17 protein-coding genes are annotated in these 17,571 nt (G+C 65.0%); 7 read left to right on the top strand and 10 right to left on the bottom strand.

The window, feature by feature from the left end:
• Positions 1-332: 332 nt before the first annotated feature.
• The 9 genes from VHO04_RS13670 to VHO04_RS13630 all read right to left on the bottom strand — a co-directional run bounded on the left by VHO04_RS13670 (position 333) and on the right by VHO04_RS13630 (position 12,720).
• On the bottom strand, positions 333-1,259 hold the full coding sequence (locus tag VHO04_RS13670; protein ID WP_329628793.1) for a nucleotidyltransferase: 927 nt from the start codon (positions 1,257-1,259) through the stop codon (positions 333-335).
• 62 nt (positions 1,260-1,321) lie between these two features.
• Complete coding sequence (locus VHO04_RS13665) at positions 1,322-2,263, bottom strand: DUF2493 domain-containing protein (RefSeq protein ID WP_329628792.1); 942 nt, start codon at positions 2,261-2,263, stop codon at positions 1,322-1,324.
• A 439-nt stretch (positions 2,264-2,702) separates the two neighbouring features.
• The gene (locus tag VHO04_RS13660) at positions 2,703-3,749 is read right to left on the bottom strand and encodes a DUF7146 domain-containing protein (RefSeq protein ID WP_329628791.1); all 1,047 of its coding nucleotides are present in this window, start codon (positions 3,747-3,749) and stop codon (positions 2,703-2,705) included.
• 12 nt (positions 3,750-3,761) lie between these two features.
• A complete protein-coding gene (locus VHO04_RS13655; RefSeq protein WP_414713117.1) occupies positions 3,762-8,111 on the bottom strand; it encodes a strawberry notch-like NTP hydrolase domain-containing protein in 4,350 nt (1,449 codons plus the stop codon).
• 94 nt (positions 8,112-8,205) lie between these two features.
• Positions 8,206-8,850: an antitoxin of toxin-antitoxin stability system gene (locus tag VHO04_RS13650; protein ID WP_329628790.1), complete on the bottom strand. Its 645-nt coding sequence runs from the start codon at positions 8,848-8,850 to the stop codon at positions 8,206-8,208.
• A gap of 93 nt (positions 8,851-8,943) precedes the next feature.
• Positions 8,944-9,444 carry a hypothetical protein gene (locus VHO04_RS13645; RefSeq protein WP_329628789.1) on the bottom strand — a complete coding sequence of 167 codons (501 nt, stop codon included), beginning with the start codon at positions 9,442-9,444 and terminating at the stop codon, positions 8,944-8,946.
• On the bottom strand, positions 9,437-9,943 hold the full coding sequence (locus tag VHO04_RS13640; protein ID WP_329628788.1) for a hypothetical protein: 507 nt from the start codon (positions 9,941-9,943) through the stop codon (positions 9,437-9,439). Before VHO04_RS13640 ends, VHO04_RS13645 begins: the two co-directional genes overlap by 8 nt.
• A gap of 125 nt (positions 9,944-10,068) precedes the next feature.
• Positions 10,069-12,195 (bottom strand): ParB/RepB/Spo0J family partition protein, encoded by a 2,127-nt coding sequence (locus VHO04_RS13635; protein ID WP_329628787.1) that lies wholly within the window; start codon positions 12,193-12,195, stop codon positions 10,069-10,071.
• A gap of 123 nt (positions 12,196-12,318) precedes the next feature.
• On the bottom strand, positions 12,319-12,720 hold the full coding sequence (locus VHO04_RS13630) for a DUF2958 domain-containing protein (RefSeq protein WP_329628786.1): 402 nt from the start codon (positions 12,718-12,720) through the stop codon (positions 12,319-12,321).
• A gap of 235 nt (positions 12,721-12,955) precedes the next feature.
• Here VHO04_RS13630 and VHO04_RS13625 point away from each other — a divergent pair, with 235 nt between their 5' ends.
• Genes VHO04_RS13625 through VHO04_RS13610 form a run of 4 tightly spaced genes read left to right on the top strand, consistent with a single transcriptional unit; the run spans position 12,956 to position 14,678 of the window.
• A complete protein-coding gene (locus VHO04_RS13625; RefSeq protein ID WP_329628785.1) occupies positions 12,956-13,147 on the top strand; it encodes a DUF6771 family protein in 192 nt (63 codons plus the stop codon).
• Between the two features lies 1 nt (position 13,148).
• Positions 13,149-13,478 carry a hypothetical protein gene (locus VHO04_RS13620; protein ID WP_037556209.1) on the top strand — a complete coding sequence of 110 codons (330 nt, stop codon included), beginning with the start codon at positions 13,149-13,151 and terminating at the stop codon, positions 13,476-13,478.
• Between the two features lie 11 nt (positions 13,479-13,489).
• Positions 13,490-14,002, top strand: coding sequence for a hypothetical protein (locus VHO04_RS13615; protein WP_329628784.1), 513 nt, complete (start codon positions 13,490-13,492; stop codon positions 14,000-14,002).
• 28 nt (positions 14,003-14,030) lie between these two features.
• Positions 14,031-14,678, top strand: coding sequence for an SOS response-associated peptidase (locus VHO04_RS13610; RefSeq protein WP_329628783.1), 648 nt, complete (start codon positions 14,031-14,033; stop codon positions 14,676-14,678).
• A gap of 22 nt (positions 14,679-14,700) precedes the next feature.
• Here the strand turns inward: VHO04_RS13610 and VHO04_RS13605 are convergent, their stop codons facing one another.
• Positions 14,701-14,826, bottom strand: coding sequence for a hypothetical protein (locus VHO04_RS13605; RefSeq protein ID WP_257545241.1), 126 nt, complete (start codon positions 14,824-14,826; stop codon positions 14,701-14,703).
• A gap of 129 nt (positions 14,827-14,955) precedes the next feature.
• Here VHO04_RS13605 and VHO04_RS13600 point away from each other — a divergent pair, with 129 nt between their 5' ends.
• The 3 genes from VHO04_RS13600 (at position 14,956) to VHO04_RS13590 (ending at position 17,505) form a co-directional block, all read left to right on the top strand.
• Positions 14,956-15,573 (top strand): type IV toxin-antitoxin system AbiEi family antitoxin domain-containing protein, encoded by a 618-nt coding sequence (locus tag VHO04_RS13600; protein ID WP_329628782.1) that lies wholly within the window; start codon positions 14,956-14,958, stop codon positions 15,571-15,573.
• Positions 15,491-16,471: a nucleotidyl transferase AbiEii/AbiGii toxin family protein gene (locus VHO04_RS13595; protein WP_329628781.1), complete on the top strand. Its 981-nt coding sequence runs from the start codon at positions 15,491-15,493 to the stop codon at positions 16,469-16,471. Before VHO04_RS13600 ends, VHO04_RS13595 begins: the two co-directional genes overlap by 83 nt.
• A gap of 278 nt (positions 16,472-16,749) precedes the next feature.
• Positions 16,750-17,505, top strand: a complete 756-nt coding sequence (locus VHO04_RS13590) for a LuxR family transcriptional regulator (protein ID WP_329628780.1) — start codon at positions 16,750-16,752, stop codon at positions 17,503-17,505.
• The last annotated feature ends 66 nt before the right edge of the window (positions 17,506-17,571 follow it).

Genomic DNA, 17,571 nt, shown 5'->3' with positions numbered 1-17,571 from the left:
TCAGCTCCGAGCTTTGCCTCCGGCTTCCTCCCCACCTCGCCTCGCGACGACGCAGTTGCCATTGGCTAGCGGTTCCGTTCAGCCGGCCCGCAAAGGACTTGCACCTCCAACATCAACGCCATGCCTGGCACACCAAAAAAGGCGGCCTAAAAGGCCGCCAAAGTTGAATGGAGGAGCCCTCCATTTGGGTCGCGTCGCTCCCAATAAAGGAGTTGATTGCAATAGCCATTGGATTCAGGTTGCCGTAACGGAAAGTCGGGCAGTGATGCCACGAGGCAACACATTGTATCCTCGGAAACTATGTCCAGAAGAAGTGCGCGGCTATTTGGTAATCAATCTGGACGACGATCTGCTTCCAACGCCGCGATCCGTTCAGAGCAAATCGCATGCACGGCCCGACCGAGCTCCTCAACGCGGCACGCGAGCCACATCAAGTCTTCCTCGCTAATCCGATAATGCTTCGAGTAGCGGGCCTTAACATAGGCTTCCTTCAACTTCTCGAAGCGAGACCTATCTGCTTTTATGTCACGGGGCCACGCATCGACCAGACGCATGTCAAGGCGCTCGGCTTGCGTCCGCAAGAAGCCGAGGTTGTGAACATGCGGCGTATAAAAGGTGCAGACCAGAAGCGCGCAGTGGTATAGCGTTTCAGTGGTCTGATGCAGGAGAAATGCGGCTTCCTTGGGAAATGACTGCTCTATCGCATCTCTCGAAAGCTTGGACTTTCGCATGGCCGCCGGAAACCACTCGTCGAAATATTCCCGCGCCATCGCCAACGCCTGCTCGGGCGTCTTCGGCTTCGGCTTGTGCAATTCCTTGTCGTCATATTCGTACAGCGCGGTGCCGTCCTTCGCGACGTCCATGAAGAAATAGCGGCCGTGCGCGAGCCCGTCGTTCACTTCCTGCAGCGTGTGGACGATGAAGTTGACCGGCGTGTGCAGCGTCTTGTCGATCGCAAGCTCGCGGGTCAGCCGATCGTCGAGCTTCGACCAGAAGTCGATCTTGTCGGTAAGGCGCTTGTCGTTGACGATGATCAGGAGATCGAAGTCCGAACGATAGCCCTTGGCGGTGTGCGGCTCATCGACCCAGTCGCCGCGGGCGTAGCTGCCGTAGAGGATGATCTTGTCGATCCGGCCCTTTTTCTTCCAACCCATGGTGCCGAGCGCGATCGCATCCTCGAATTCTTCGAAGATGATCGCCTTCACACGTTCGAGTTCGCGCTGCTTGTTCGCCGGGAGATGATCGAGATCGGTTTTCATTGATTTTCATCCTGTAATCCTGCTCGCCGGATGGCAAGCGCCGTCAGATCCAAATCGGCATCTCAGCCGCCTTCCTTGATGCGGAAATCCCAGACCGGAATGCCGAACGCCCGCGCCTTGTCGACGAGATTGTCCTGGATGCCGGTGCCCGAGAAGACGACCAGACCCGCGGGCATGGCATCGATCAGCCGCTCATTGCGCTTGAACGGCGCCGCTTTCTTGTGGCGATTCCAGTCCGGGCGGAAAGCGACCTGCGGCACCCCGCGCTTGTCGGCCCAGCAGGCCGCAGCGCGCTCAGCACCTGTCGGCGTCGCACCATGCATCAACACCATGTCGGCATGACGGGCATGAACCTTGTCGAGCGCCGACCAGATATGCCGGTGATCGTTGCAGGTCGGTCCGCCGCTGAAGGCGATGCGGGTTCCCTCGGGGATCAGGGCCTTGGCCTTTTCGCGGAGACGCTTGTCCATGAAGTCGCGGCTGTCGATCATCGCCGCGGTCATCGTCTTGTGACGGACGCGCGATCCGGTGCGCGGGGTCCAGGCTTTGCGGGCATGGATGCGGAACTGCTCGGCGGCGCATTCGCGGAAAAATTCCATCGTGTCGCGGCGCTCGATCATCGTGATGCCCTCGGCGATCGCGCGTTCGAGTTCGACCGAACGGATTTCGCTGCCATCCTGCTCGCGCTGGAGTTCGCGCTGCGCCTGTTCGTTGCGGTCGAGTTCGCGCTCGACGCGCTCGCCGGCGCGGTGGAAGATATTGACCATGCCCCAGAGCAGATCTTCGAGATCGGGCTCGATGCGGGTATCGACGAGACAGCCCGCCAATGCGTCGAAGATGTCGGCGACCGCACCGCCAGCGAGCCGGTCGCAAGGGAGCGGCCGTGCGTCGGGTTCGTCCTCATAGGGCCGATGGCCGTAAAGCTGCATTTCCTGGAGCAGGTAAGCGCTGGCGCCGGGCTCATAGGGTTCGCCGCGTTCGGGAAGGTCGGACAGGTCGATCATGTCATTTCTCTTATCTGGGGCCGCGCCTCTCGCGGCCTTCGCGGCGACGCCTCGGCGGCGGCGGGTGCGGGTTCGCACCGCGCGGCACCCCGCGCGGCCGAAGCGCCAGCGAAGGATGGCGGGTTCGCGGCTATTTTGTTTCGCGATGCAAAGGGGCGCCAGCCCCGGCGGAAAAGAGCCGCGAGCAGAGCCATTGCGCGGCCCGCGCACGCTGCCGCAGTCGCCCTCCAGCGAAGGCCGAGGCGCGGCCTCCCGAGAACAGGCTGATCGGGCTTCCCCTTCCCGGACCGGCTTGATCCGATCCCCCGCGGAGAGGCGACACACCGCTGTCCGAAACGGCTATGGGTTTTCGGGCATCTTGAGGACGGTGCGCGCGACTGCGACGTCGCAATTCGCGGCCGCGATGCGGGAGAGGTTGCGCCGCTCGCGCCAGGCACGATCAGGGCGCATCCAGCACCCGCTCGGCATCGAGGACGTGCATCTGCGGGGCGATCAAAGCGGCAAGCTGCGAGTGGCCCATCTGCATCAGATCGCTGTTCAGATCGTCCAGCGCCGGATCGAGCGGCAGGATATCGATCCCCAGCGGGGCGGCACGCTCGGCAAGGGCGGCGAATGCAGCGCGTCCGGCTGCATCCCGTTCGCGGGCAACATAGAGGCGGCGAAGCGGCGCAGGAAATTCGAGCGCCGCGAGATGGGCCGCCGACAGCCCTGCGACGAGTGGAAGTGCCGGGGCGATTTCGCGCAGCGAGAGCATGGTTTCGATGCCCTCGCCAAATGCCATGACCTCACCCGATAGCCCGAAGCGGACGCCATGACCCAATAAATGTCCCATCGCGCGCCGCGGATATTCCACGGGCGCCTTGGTCGATCGGTGCGGATCGAGCCATGTGCGATGAACGCCCGTGAGCGAGCCGCCGAGGTCGGTCACCGCGGCGATCATCGCCGGATAGGCCGGTTTGACCGACGGGCCATCCTCCTCGGACCGGCGATAGTAGCAATGCGGGTGGCATCGCAGCGCGGGCACATCGCCGACGTGCCGAAGCGCACGGCCCGCCAGATAGGTGCGCACGGGTGTCCCAGCGATGGGCTTCGAAGCCGCCCAAAGCCGCGCTGCCGCCTCCGGGCTGCCAGCGGGCGCCCGGCGCGGACGCGGACGCGGCCCCTGCTTGCCCGCGTCGGATGGAGGCAAGCTCAGAAATCGCCGCGCCTCGGCGAGCGTTTCAGCGAGGTTCCTATGCGCGCAGTTGGCGGCGATGATGTCGAGCAGGTCGCCCCGTTCGCCTGTTGCGGCATCGGTCCATTTGCCCGCCGTGCGGCGACCATCGCCGTCGACCAGACGCAGATAAAGACTGCGCCCAGGCGCATTGCCCTTATCGCCGACCATCCAATAATGGCCTTCGCGGCGACCGTTCGAGAGATAGTGGCGGCACACCGCCTCGGCATTTTCACCGAGACGACGCGCAAGTTCACGGACCGGACTTTCCATGGCGGGGCTCCTTCAGGCGGCCTTGCGATCCGCGATCCGCTGGATCGGAAATCGATCCACCAGCCGCGCGAACACGTCGGCGCCAGCAGCCCCTGCCGGCACGTAGAGCTTCAGTTGCCACGAGACGATTTCGGAAATCAAGCCAAATGCCTTCAGCCGGTCAACACCAAGATCGTTGAAGCCGGAAAGCTCGATCCGCCAGTCGTTCATGGCGCGAACGCGGCGCAGCATCTGGCCGTCCGCAAGGTGAAAGACAGCCTCGCCCCTCTGCAGAAGTTGCCACGCTTCGTCTTTTGGGAGGTCGCACGGCGTGTCGCGGATCACCGATGCGACCCAGCCCGGCGAGACCTTGCGCCCGATGATGCGTTCGCCCTCGTCGGTCTGGAGCCGGTAGACGCGTGACGATTCCTTGGGAAGCTGGCGCCAGATCGGCAGCAGCAAGCCCGACACCATGTGCAGGGTCGACGTCTCGTAATCGGGAATGTCCGCCAGTTCGGCCTTCCAGACATCGGCGAACTGATCGCGGTCGGCAGGCTGCCAATGGCTCATGACAAAATCGGCGAGCAGCATGTGGCTGGCCTCGAGGGGCCGATGGAGCCGCACGCGCCGGTGGACTGCGCCGTCGTCATCGATCACGCTGCGCGCCCCGAGCTTCACCGCAGCACGCTGCGAGCGCTGGTTCACAAGAAGTTCGCCGCCGCGCTCGCGGACGAGCGCCAGCGCATCGTCAAGGTCGAGCGGCAGCACCCGCTCCTTGCGCTCGATCGTCAGAAGCTGCGTTGCCGCCCCGGTACCCGGATGGGTGTAGATCGTCTGCCGCGCGTTCACCGCGAAGCTCTCGGCGCACAGGGTTTCGAGGCCGATCTCATAGGTTCCCGCGGCGACCGCCGCCTCGATGCGATGCACGAGCAGACCCTCGAAGGCCTCGAACAGGATGTTCTGGAGGTCGATCGTGAGTGCGAGCATGCGATTGAGGAAGGTGGTGATCGGTGGCAGTTCCTCGCGCAGGCAGCCATCGATATCGAGCAACGACAGCCCCGTCGCGCTTTCGAACGTCAGCAGCGAACAGCCCTCGACCTTGGCATTCACAATCAACAGATAGAGCTGGCGCAGCGCATCGCGGGCATAGAAGGATTCCAGATTATCCTCGGGTCGAAACATATTCTGCCCGCCCGTCTGGCGCTGGCCGCGCGTGATCGCTCCCATCGAATCGAGCCGCCGCGCGATCGTCGAGATGAAGCGCTTCTGCGCCTTGACGTCGGTCGACACCGGACGAAACATCGGCGGCTGCTTCTGGTTCGTCCGATTTGTGCGCCCAAAGCCCTGGATCGCGGCATCGGCCTTCCACCCCGCCTCGAGCAGATAGTGGATGCGCCGCCGCTGGTTCTTCGCGCCGAGATCGGCATGATAGGAGCGGCCCGTTCCCCCGGCGTCCGAGAAGATGAGGATGCGCTTCTCGTCGTCCATGAAGGCGTGGGTCTCGCCGATGTTCGCGCTGCCGGGCCGGTTCTCGACCGCGAAACGCACGTCCCCGCCTTCGCCCGTCCGCGGGACGATGCGGCGCGAGCGCCCCGTCACCTCGGCGACCGTCTCGGTCCCGAAATGCTGGACGATCTGATCGAGCGCACCGGGCACCGGCGGCAACGCGGCGAGCTTCTCGATCATAGCATCGCGGCGCCGGCACGCCTCGCGACTGACGATCATGTTGCCGGTCTCGTCATAGGCGGGCCGCGATGCAAGATTGCCCTCGCCGTCGGTGCAGGGCTCGAACAATTGCACCGGGAAACCGTGCGCGAGATAGTCGAGCACATATTCGCGCGGGGTGATGTCGATCGAGACATCGCCCCAGTCTTCCGCCGGGATCTCGGCGAGCCGTCGCTCCTGCAGCGCCTCGCCAGTCGAGACGATCTGGACGACGGCCGCATGCCCCGCCTCGATATCGCGCGCGATGCTCGCAATGGCGCTCGGGGTCTGCATCGCGGTGATGAGATGGTTGAAGAAGCGCTGCTTGGTGCTCTCGAACGCCGACCGCGCCGCCGATTTTGCCTGCGCATTGAGCGTGCCATGCTCGGCGCTCGTGACCCCCGCCGCCTCCATCGCCGCGGCGAGATTGTTGTGGATGACCTGGAAGGCCGCGGCGTAGCTATCGTAGATACGGCGCTGCTCGTCGGTCAGCTTATGTTCGAGCAGTTCATATTCGACCCCGTCGAACGATAGCGACCGTGACGCGTAGAGGCCGAGCGCCTTGAGGTCGCGCGCAAGCACCTCCATCGCCGCGACACCGCCCTCCTCGATCGCGGCGACGAACTCGCTGCGCGATGCGAACGGAAAATCGCTTCCGCCCCAGAGCCCGAGCCGCTGCGCATAAGCGAGGTTCTGCACCGTCGTCGCGCCGGTCGCGGAGACATAAACAACCCGCGCTTGCGGCAAAGCGTGCTGCAGCCGGAGGCCGGCACGGCCCTGCTGCGACGGCTTCTGGTCGCCGCGCCCGCCCTTGCCACCCGCGGCATTGGCCATCGCGTGCGCCTCGTCGAAGATGATCGCACCGTCGAAGTCGGACCCGAGCCATTCGACGATCTGCTCGATGCGGCTGGCCTTGCCTTCGCGGCCCTGCGAGCGAAGCGTCGCATAAGTGGTAAAGAGAATGCCCTCGGCGAGCCGGACCGGCATGCCCTGGCGGAAGCGCGAGAGCGGCGTGACCAGCAGGCGCTCCTGACCCAGCGCCGACCAGTCGCGCTGCGCATCCTCAAGCAGCTTGTCCGACTTCGAGATCCAAAGCGCCCGGCGGCGGCCTTTCAGCCAGTTGTCGAGGATGATCCCCGCGACCTGGCGGCCCTTGCCCGCGCCGGTGCCGTCGCCGAGGAACCAGCCGCGCCGGAAGCGGACCGCCGCCTCATTGTCGTCGCTCGCTGCGCACACCACGTCCGCGGTTTCATCGACCGTCCAGGCACCCGACAAATGCCCGCTATGCGCCTCGCCGGCGTAAATGACGGACTCCAGCTGGGCATCGGACAATAGACCGTCGGACACGAGATTTTCTGGAAGATGCGGGCGATAGGATGGCCGCGGCGGCGCGACCGACGCCATCGCCGCCGACTGGACCAGCGCGGTCGGATGGGGTGACGCCCCCGCAATGCGCAAGGACTGAAGCCCATAGGGCTCGTAGATCGCCTCGCCGAGCTGGCCGATGGGCGGCGACCACGCGATCGTCTCATAGACCAGCTCGCCCGCCGCGACGCACGCGGATTTCTCTGGTCGCACGGATCCCTTGGCAAGGGGACTGAGAGCAGTCGATGCGCCGCGGAAGAACGGAGTTGCCGCTGGCGCAGGGGCCGGCGGGGCAGGTCGCGGCGGCACATGGCTGGTCACCCAAGCCAGCAGCGTCGCCAGGTCGGGTGCTTCCCCATGGCTCGCTGGCAGCAGGGATGGATCGGCTGCAGGCACCTTGTCGATAACAAGCAGGCGCGTCGCCGTCGTCGTCCCATGCTTGGCATAGACTTTCCCGGCGATCGCGGCCGAAAACAGGATCGTCGCCTGCTCCTGTAATCGGACAAAACCGGCGCGGAAGGCGGCCGCCTCGGGTGCGCAATTCGCCCCGACGATCGCGACCAGCCGACCGCCGTCGCGGAGCCGCGCGAGCGCGGAGGCGATATGGCGAAGTGCGGTGCCTCGCATCGGGCGGTCGACGTGCGCCGTGGCGGAGAAGGGCGGGTTCATGAGGACGACGTCGGGGACGAAAGCGGCGTCGAGACGGTCGTCGATCGACGCGCCGTCATGGCGCGTGATCGGCACGACGGGAAACAGCAGCTCGAGAAGCTCGGCGCGGCCGTCGGCCAACTCGTTGAGCGCGAGCGCGGCCCCGGCAAGTTCGGCATGGATCGCGAGCATGCCGGTCCCGGCCGAGGGTTCGAGCACGCGGTCGCCGGCATGGATCGAGGCCGCGAGCGCCGCGACAAAGGCGAGCGGCAAAGGCGTCGAGAATTGCTGAAGGGACTGGCCTTTCTCCGAGCGGCGCGTCTGGGTGGGAATGCGGGCGGCAAGCCGCTCCCACATCGCAAGCACGCGTTGCGGCGAGCGGTTTTGCGCCGCAAGCGCGCCGCCGTAGCGGCGAAGCAGCAGGATCTGCGCCGCCTCGCACACGTCGTAAGCCGCCTTCCAGTCCCACGCACCGGCAGCATCGCTCGCGCCGAAGGCGCGTGCCATCGCCTCGCGAATCTGGGCCGTGGAAAAGGGGTGGCCCGCCTCGAGCAGGGGCTGAAGCGCCTGAGCGGCATCGAGCAGGCGCCGGGAACCTGGCGCGACCGAGCTGGAACGAGCGGTCGCCGCGGCGCCGCGCGCCGCATCGGGGAAGGTCATATGCATGGCTGAAATCCTTGAGAGAGCGGGGCAGGAATGAACCGCCCGCTGCTCTCTCCAGGATCCGGGGGTTCCCCCTTCCCGGCCCCGCCTCTCCCTCTCAACCGAAGCGAACCCCGTCCTCGGTGAAGCCATATTCGTTGAGACGGATCATCTCGTCGACGGCCTCGTCCGACGTCAGATGCTCATATTCGTTCTCGAGCCGCCCGTAGAGCCAGCGGGCCAGGTCGCGCAGCGCCTCGCTTACATCCTCTTCGGCGTGAGCCGTCATATCGTGGACGACCGGGCTGTCGCGCTCGACCGCAATGTCCATGCTATATTCGTGATAATAGCGACCGCGATGGCCAATGCGCGCCCGGAGCTGATAGAAATTGCGGCGCTGAATCGAGCCAAGGGCATCGGCGATGCGATGAAGTTCGACATCCTTAGGCGCGTAGCGGCGGATCGCCGCCGATGCGCCCTTGGCGTAACTGTAATCGCCTTCGAAACAGGCCCCGTCGCCCTGGCTCCAGAAACCGGAAAACCAGATGCAGGGCTTCCGGCGCGTCCCGCCGCCGAAGAGGCGCAACGAGGTCGTGTCGAGACAGACCCCCAATATGTCGCAGACGCGCTCAAAATCCTCATAGACAAATTCGAACCAGTCATAGTCGAAACCGCCTTCGCGATACCAGGCGCGCGCCTTCTCCTTTGCGGCCTCCGGCAGTTCATTAAGGCAATAAACGGTCGTTTCGATAATCGAGGGCATGGCATCTTCCTCTCGCGTCAAGAGCCAGAAAAGGCGAAAGCCCGGCGCGCGGGGCGGGCTTTCGCAGTCGGTGAACGATGGTCTGGACAGGCGTCAGTCGGGGGCATCGCCCGACAAGCGGGCGATTGCGTCCTCAAGCCATCCGGCCGTCGAGACCGCTTCGATATCGTCCGCCGTGATCAGTGTCGCGGCGCCGCCGAAACCGTCGGGCCGCATTTTCGAGCAGGTCCATGCGGCCTCGACCTCGACATGGTCGAGCGCCGAACGGCGGATGATGTCCTGAAAAATGCCCTCGAAACCGATCACCGACATATCGAGTTCGAGCTCGGCCGCGTCAGGATCGCATGTGCCGATTTCCTTTCGGACGAGATCGGCGACGCTGCTCGCGATGCCATCGCTTTCCTCAAGGAGCCGCCGGACTTCCGCGATCTCGAGGAAAACGAAGTCATTGGGGCCATGGCTGGCGAAGAAATAGATATCCTCGCCAACCTCCTCATGTTCGAACATGTCGCGAAGAACCCGCCATTCTAGTTCGGTCATCGCGGTCCGGGGGATGTCGGGCCGGATCACGGTCTGGGAAAAATAATCAGCCATGGCTCGCCTCCCCCGGTGCGACCGCGCTTTCCGCCGCAGCCGGCACCGGCGGCGGATCGCCCTCCACGACCAGCGGCGGTATCTCGAACTCCGCAGCGTCGAAATAGGCCATCGCGGCTTCGATCGAGCCCAGATCGCTAAGCAGGTTGCGATCGAGCAGCACCCGGTCGCTTTCATCGATCATATAGCTGTCGACCGTACCCGAGCCGCGGTAGACGAGCCGCTCGGGCGACCATTCGCCCGGGTAACTGCCCGACCAGCGAACAAATGGCAGCGCATGCTCAACGCAGAACGCCTCTAGATTGTCGATCTTGCCCCAGGCGCAGCTCTCGTCGAACAGCGCGAGTGGCTCGCCGACGATGCGTTTGGCCGGATCGAACGGCTCGCCGCCCCATTCGGGGGACAGGCCCTCGAAGGCGATGATGTGGAGCAGCTCTGCGAAAACTGCGGCAGAGATTTCGCCGCCGATCTGGATCGATGCGGGAACGCGATCAGCCATGACAGCCTCCGTCGCTCGAACGGCTAATGGGATTTGAATTATTCATGTCAGGTCTCCGGAGAAGGGCTCGGCCCGGCATCGCTGCCGGGTCGGAGCTTCGATTGTCAGTGATGGGCGGAAGCCGATTATTCGGCCGCGACAGGCAGTTCGGCGTCGTTCGCGTCGTCGGGTCCGTCAGCATCTTCGGCAAGGAAGGCAGGCAATTCGGCTCCGGCGGGATCGCCCTCCACGTCACCGGGCTCAGCCTCGTCGAGCCCCGGCGTGCGCATCGGCTCCGGGAGCCATGCCGCGTCTTCGAGAAGCCGCTCCGCCTCGCGCGCCATGTCGGCCTTCTTGAGATGGTCGATCATCTCGGCAAATTGCGGTCCCCGCGCCTCGGCAACATCGGCAAGGATCCGCGGTTTCGTCACCGAGCGGAAATAGCCCTCGACCGTCGGCCGCCAGCCCGCTGCAACGAGATCAAGCCCAACCGCCCGCGCCAGCACATCGCTGTGCGCGATCCGGCGCGCCACGCCGTGCGCCGAGATACGACCATTGTCATATTTGGGAACGATCTCGGCCTGGGCGTTGACGCAGAGCGAGGTGCAATGCGCGAGGAGTTTCGCCTGCTCCTCGCCGTCGAGGGTCAGCAGAAAGTCCCAAAGCTCCTTGTCCGACTGCGGGAGCCGCTCTTTCCAAGCAGACGCGCGCGCGTCGATCGCCTGCGCCGGCGCGCAATCGCGCAGGTTCGTCGGCGCGTTGCTGAAATAGACGCGGTTCGCCGCGATCTCGACGCAACTTTCGCGGGTAGCGGAATAGAAACAGCCGAGAACGAGAGCGTGGAGCACTGCGGCGAAGGCAATCGCCGGATCCTCCGCAAACGCGTTTTGGAGCGCGAGCGTGCGCCATGCGGTGAGATCCGACACGAGGCGATCGGGAAGCGGACGCAGCGCATCGGATTCGTCTTCGCCATCGCTGTCCACAGGCGGTATGACGTGATCGCCATCCCCGCCGCCACGCAGGACGGACCCATCGCCCCCTGCTTCCGTTTCCGGAGCAGCCTCGCCATCGGCCAGTTCCCGCTCCGGCTCGTCCTCAGCCCGCACGAACCCGCGCTCGATCCGCACCGACCCGTCGCGGTCGATCGAGACGAAGGCGCCAGCGCGTCCCATCTCGGCGGGATCGAAGACGAGCGGGCGGTCGACGAGCGCGCCGAGTTCGGCGTCGATCGCATCGATCCGTGCATGCACTTCGGCGGGCACGTCCGGCACCTCGGACCATTGCTCGCAAAGCGCCTCGCTTTCAGCCTCAAGTGCGGCGACGCAGGCTTGATCGCCTTCGGTCATCGGAACCTCTTCGCGGTCGATCGCGCGCAGGCCGCGCGTCGCGTCCCACGGCAGGTCGATCGAGGTGGTCACCCATTTCCAGCCCTCCGCAAGAATGCGTGTCCCTTCGGCCTTCAATCGTTCGTCGACCAACCGGTCGAGCAGCGCCGGATCGGTGAGCCAGCCGCCGCCGTCGGCCTCGAACAGGTCGCGCACCACGCTGCCGCCTGCGGCGACATAGGCGTCGACGCCGACGAACGCCGCGCGCTTGTCGGTGACCCTTACGCTGTCTTCGGTCAGCTTCTGGCGGATGAAGCCGGGGCTCTTGTTGAAGCTGTGATCGAGTTGCGCCCAGACTTCCTCCTGGCGCTGATGATCGTCGGCGACGGTGAAGGCCATCAGCTGGTCGAGCGTCATGCCGTCGTCGGCGTAGATGTCATGGAGCTTCGGTGACACCGCGGCGAGCTTGAGCCGCTGGCGCACGACCGCGGGGGTGGTGAAATGATGCGCCGCGATCGTCTCGACATCGTCGCCCTTGTCGACCATCGCCTGCATCGCGCGAAACTGGTCGAGCGGATGCAGCGCCTCGCGCATGGCATTTTCAGCGTAGCTGTCGTCCTCGGCGAGAATATCGCTGTCCGCCGCGCGCACGACGCAGGGGATCGGCGCATCCTTCGCGAGACGCCTGCGCTTAACCAGCAGTTCGAGCGCGCGATAGCGCCGCCCCCCGGCCGGTATTTCATAGCGGCCGGTTTCCTCTCCCGAGGCGTCGCGTTCGGGCCGGACGTTGAGGCTCTGGAGCAGGGTTCGCCGATCGATATCGTCGGCGAGCGCCTCGACCGACACGCCGGCTTTCACCCGCCGGACATTGGACTGGGAGAGAAACAGCCGGTCGAACGGGATGTCGCGCGACGGGCTGAGGATGAGTTTCGGGGCCTGTTTGGCCATGGGCTTTCTCCATGACGGGCCGCCGCGAGACACTCTCCCGGCTCCTGGACCCGTCACGAAGGCGCCAGCCCCCCTCTTCCTCCCGGGGCGCCGCGTGGCGGTCCCGGCAGGCGGCGAGGCGCGTCAGCCGCGCCCCGAAAGTCGCTCGGCCGCGCGCCGGAGCCTTTGCTCCCCCAACACGATCGATCCCGCACGCCGTGCCGCTTCGGCATAAGCCGATAGCGGGTGGCTTGCCGTGAAATGGAGGTCGCGTTCGATGGTGAGGCCGAAAGGCAGGCGGACGGACTCGAGTTCGGACAGCGCGAAGCTGCCGAGTTCGGGGCAGCCGAAGCCGAGATCGGCGAGGCCGAAGAAAATACCGTCCGCATCGATCTCGGTCGCGAGCCAGGTCGCCGCTCCGATGGGGCTGAACAGGCGGACAACGGGCTCGGGGTCCGGCTCGCGTTCGCCGCGCGAAAGCGCGTCGATCCGGGCGGCCAGATTGGCGCGAAGCTGCGCCTCGAGTTCGGGGGTCAAGAGTTTCATAGCATGCGTCTCCTGGGGCGGCCGGCAGCGAGCCTCTCTCGCCGCGCGCGGTCCGCCGCCCGGGGGGCGGGCCATCTCTTCCTCGGCGGTTTCTGGCGCTGCGGGGGCGGCCGCAGGCCCCGGACCGGGCGGCAATGGGCGGTAGCGCCGGCAGGCGCCCACCGGCCACGCGGGTCGCCCGCGCTGTCCCGGTCACCCACTTGCCAAATTGTTCTCTCTATGTTCTCATTAGGGCATGGACAATATCGATACTGCCCGAGTCGCAGAAACCATCCTTTCCGCTCCCGGCTGGGCGCGCGTCGGCATCACCGCGCCGACCAGCCATATCCGGGTCGAGGCCGCGTTCGAGCTCGCGCGCGCGATCATTGAGAGCGTCCGTGCCGGCGCGGAGCCCGCAAGCCCCGACCAGCTTGGACTCTCCCTGTGACGTGGGCGGCTGGACAAAGGACGGACAGCATCGCGCTACGCATGTCTTCGAGGCCGCGGCCTGGTTTCGGGCGATCAAGCCCGTTTGCCGCTGCGGACATAGCGCGACCTTCAATCCCTATGGGATCTGGTGGCGCTTCGAGTGCAGGATGTGGGACGGCAATCTCGTCAAGGCGTGCCAGAAATTCTGGTGCGTCCGCTGCGGCGCGCGAACGGGCAAGCGCGTCCGCCCGGTGCGGATCGAGCTCGTCGACCCGAGCCCCGATGACATCGCTCTGCCGATGCCCGAAGAACGCGAATGGAAGCGCGCGCTCAGCCGTTTCCGCGCCTGAGGACTGAGTTCATGGATATCGAGACGGACGACGCGCTGGTCGGCATCGGCAAGGTCCACCGCGTGATGCTATGGGACGGCCAGCGCGAACGCGAGAAGGAGATGCTGTGGGGGCTGCCCTCGCGCGATGCTGATATATTCCAGATCCCGCTCCTGAAGTCCGAGACCGCGATCATCGATCGGCCCTGTCTGTTGCTCGCCAATGAGTTCGGCCTCGTGAAGCGCGGCAAGACGATCTACGCCGCGAGCCTCATCAGCGACGAACCTTTCTTCTGCATCGCAGCGGTCTGGCGCCCGGCCCACCGCCTGTGGCCCGAGAGTTTCGCGGCGCTCACCGTCCCGGCCTATGACGATCTGGCGCCGCACAAGGATCGCCACGTCGGCGTGGTCCGCCCCGAGGACTGGTTCGACTGGTTGATGGGGGCGCGGCCGCCGCTGGACATGTTGCGGCCTTTCCCCAAGAATAGCTTCAGCATCATGCCGCCGATCCAGCAGAATTTCGACGAAATGCTCGGCGTGGCCTGACCGAAACCGCCCAAGGGGACTCGCCGCCATGTGCAATCTCGTGACCCTCAAGGCTTCGGTTGCCGAAGTGGCCTCGGCGTTCGGCGCTCGGCGCCCGCTCACCAATGCGCAGCCCGGCGAGGTTTATCCCGGCGGACAAGGATTTGTGGTCCGCGACGATGCGGGCACGCGCGCGCTCCAGCCGATGACCTGGGGTTTTCCGGTGCGGCTCAAGCATATGAAACCGACGAGCAAGCCCAAGCCCGTCAACAATGCCCGCGACGACAAGCTGATGACCTTCTGGCGAACCTGGTTCACCAATCCCGCCCAGCGCTGTCTGATCCCGATCACGGCCTTCGCCGAGGCCGAAGGCGAGAAGGGCAAGATGACGCGAACGTGGCTAAGCGTCGTCGATCAGCCGCTCGCCGCCTGCGCCGGCCTCTGGCGTCCGACCGACGAGTGGGGCGATTGCTATACGATGGTGATGGTCGATGCGACCGAAGAGCTGTTCGACATTCACGACCGGATGCCGGTCATTCTTCACGCCGCCGATCACGACGTCTGGCTGCAAGCATCGGCTGAGGAGGCAATGAAGCTCGTTACCCAATATCCGGCAAGCCGGTTGGAGGTCGAGCGGACCGACGTCCCGTGGTTCAGCCGCAAGCCCCCGAGCGCGGATGCCCCGACGCTCCTTTGAGAAGCTGGGTAGCGGGGCGACGTCACCCGCCGAACAGCGACCGGATCGCGCCGATGAGGCCGGCAATGAAGGAGCCGCCGACGAGAACAGCGGCGAACCAGAATTCGATCGCCAGCGCGCGCGATTTCCATTTCGGTTCCTGATCCATCTGACCGGCATGCCATGACCGGTGAATGTAGGAAATAGTGGAATCGGACCCATCTCCGAACGCCGTAATCATTGCATGACATGTGACAAAACCTATGATACATCGCATTTAAGTTAGAGGTTTTGTCACATGCACACATCGATAACGCAAGGCGAGACGCTTCGAGCGCTCTTTGGCGCGCATCCGATCCTGCGCGCGCGCGAGCTACGCGCCGCAGGCGTGGCACCCGAAACCATCGCTCGCGCGGTCGAGAGTGGCGACATCGACCGTATCGCGCGAGGACTCTATCAGCTTCACGGCGCGCCGATCGACACCGACCAAGGCCTCGCCGAAATTGCCAAGCGCATCCCGAACGGGGTGATCGCCATGGTATCGGCGCTCGCTTTCCACGGGCTCACCGACCAGATGCCGCGGCGGATCTGGGTGGCAATCGGACCCAGCGACTGGGCGCCGGCCATCGCTTATCCGCCCGTCCGGATCGTCCGCCTCGCCGACAAATATCGACGCCAAGGGATCGAGCATCACAAGGTCGCCGGGGTCGATGTTCCCGTCTATTCGATTCCCAAAACGCTGGCCGACCTGTTCCGTAATCCGCGCCTCGTCGATCGCTCGGTTGCGGTCGAGGGTCTGCGCGCAGCGCTCGACCAGCGAAAGACGAGTCCCGGTGAAATCGCCGAGGCCGCGGCAGCGGGCGGAGTATGGAAGCGAATGCAGCCTTATCTCGAGGCGCTCAGCTTCAATGGCTAAGGCGCCCGTCAATCTGGCAGCCTCGGTCAAGGACCGGCTGCTCCAACTGGCGCGCAAGGAGCGTCAGCCCTTCGACGTCCTGCTCGTTCGCTTCGCGCTCGAGCGCCTGCTTTACCGACTGTCACTCTCGCCGCTGCGTGACCAGTTCATTCTCAAAGGCGGTCTTCTCGTCACGCTCTGGCTCGAAGACGATAATCGGGTCACCCGCGACGCCGACTTTCTCGCCTTCGGCGACGCAAGCGCTGCACGGCTGATAGCGGATTTCGGCGCGATCATGAAAATCGAGGCGGCTGACGGGCTGACTTTCGATGTCGACGCACTCACCGCGCGGCCGATCCGCGAGGGAGCCGAATATGGCGGTATGCGACTAGCGACCACCGCCTTTCTCGAGCGAACGCGTATCCCCATCACGATCGACCTCGGCTTCGGCGACGCGCTTTCGGAACCGGCGACACCAACTTCCTTCCCGACGCTGCTGGACTTTCCCGATCCGGAGATCCGCACCTATTCGCCGACAAGCGTCATCGCAGAGAAATTCCAGGCCATGGTAGCGCTCGGGATCGCCAACGGTCGCATGAAAGATTTCTACGACCTCTGGGCGATTCCGCAGGCCTGCACCATCGATCCTAAGGCGCTCGACGCAGCACTTGCGGCGACATTCGATCGGCGCGGCACGCCGATCCCGGCTGGCCGTCCCCCGGGGCTCTCGGCTGCCATGTTCGAAGACAGAGACAAGCGGCGGCAGTGGGACGCCTATGCCGCGAGCCTTGAACTCGAAGGCGTGACATTCGCCGCCGTGATCGACGCGGTCTGGGGTCTTGTCGCGCCGAGCTGCGAACGACTGCTTGCCCATGACGTTTCGATCGCCACCTCGACTCCGGATGCCGCCGGTGCGTGACGCCGGCTCCGCGGCGGTCGGCGTACCAAGGCATTAGGTGTCAATCTGGGTCCGATTGATACACCAAGCCGCTTTATACGGCGATTTCCTGTCGTTACACCGAAGAGGCGATCGGCATTGCGTATAGAGGCTGAGGTATCACCCGCCCGCCGCAGTGCGAGGACCATCGCGCAGCTTGTCCAACTTTATTGTCTCCCGGATAGGAAACGGGAGCGATGAGCCATGGAGCGGACCGCAGGCGGACGGGTCGGGAACGTGCCGGCGGCCGATGAATCGACGTGAAGCATTTTAATCTGACGGAGGAACTCGCACACGACATATCAGGCGCCGACAAGGAAGAGCGGCTCTTTGCCGCCCTGTCGAACGCCGCCGACCGCATGGGATTTGATCTTTTCGCGCTCGCCTTCGATCGCCGCGGCGGCGGCGGCGAGGGTGCATCGATGCTCGTGCATAATTATCCCGACGCCTGGGCGAATGTCTATGTCGGCTTCGATCTCAGCGGCACCGACCCGATCCGGCGCGCCGGCGAAAAATCCATGACGGGTTTCCAATGGCGCAATGTCGATCACTACATCCCGCTTTCACGCGGCGACCGGCAGTTGCTGAAGGTCGCCCGCGAGAGTGGAATCGGCGACGGCTTCACGGTGCCGCGGCACTTGCCTGGCGAAGCGACCGGAAGCTGCTCCTTTGCCGTCGCTCCCAATGCCAGGATCCCGCTCGAGATGCTCCACGCCGCCGAGATCGTCGGTGCCGTGGCGCTCGCCGCGGCGCGGCAGCTCATCGGGAAAAGCACTTATACGCGGCGGGCGGCGCTGACCGAGCGGCAGCGCGAATGCGTGCTCTGGTCGGCCCGCGGCAAGACCGCCGGCGAGACCGCCGGCATCCTCGGCATCAGCGAAGAGACCGTGGTCCGTCATCTCAAGATTGCGCGCGAGCGTTATGCGGTGCCTTGCCGGCAAATGCTGATCCTCTGCGCCCTGTTCGACGGGGTCATCGGCTTTTCGGATGTCTATGATTGGTGGCGCCCGCTCTGACGAGGGGCAGAAAAGCGCACAAAGCTTGCCCAGAAATGGGCATAGCCGCTCTGCGGGATTGATGGT

The sequence above is a fragment of the Sphingopyxis sp. genome, from assembly GCF_036261875.1.
Classification (GTDB): Bacteria; Pseudomonadota; Alphaproteobacteria; order Sphingomonadales; family Sphingomonadaceae; genus Sphingopyxis.
The sequence above is the reverse complement of the archived record's forward strand: the minus strand, read 5'-3'. Positions and strand labels throughout refer to the sequence as shown.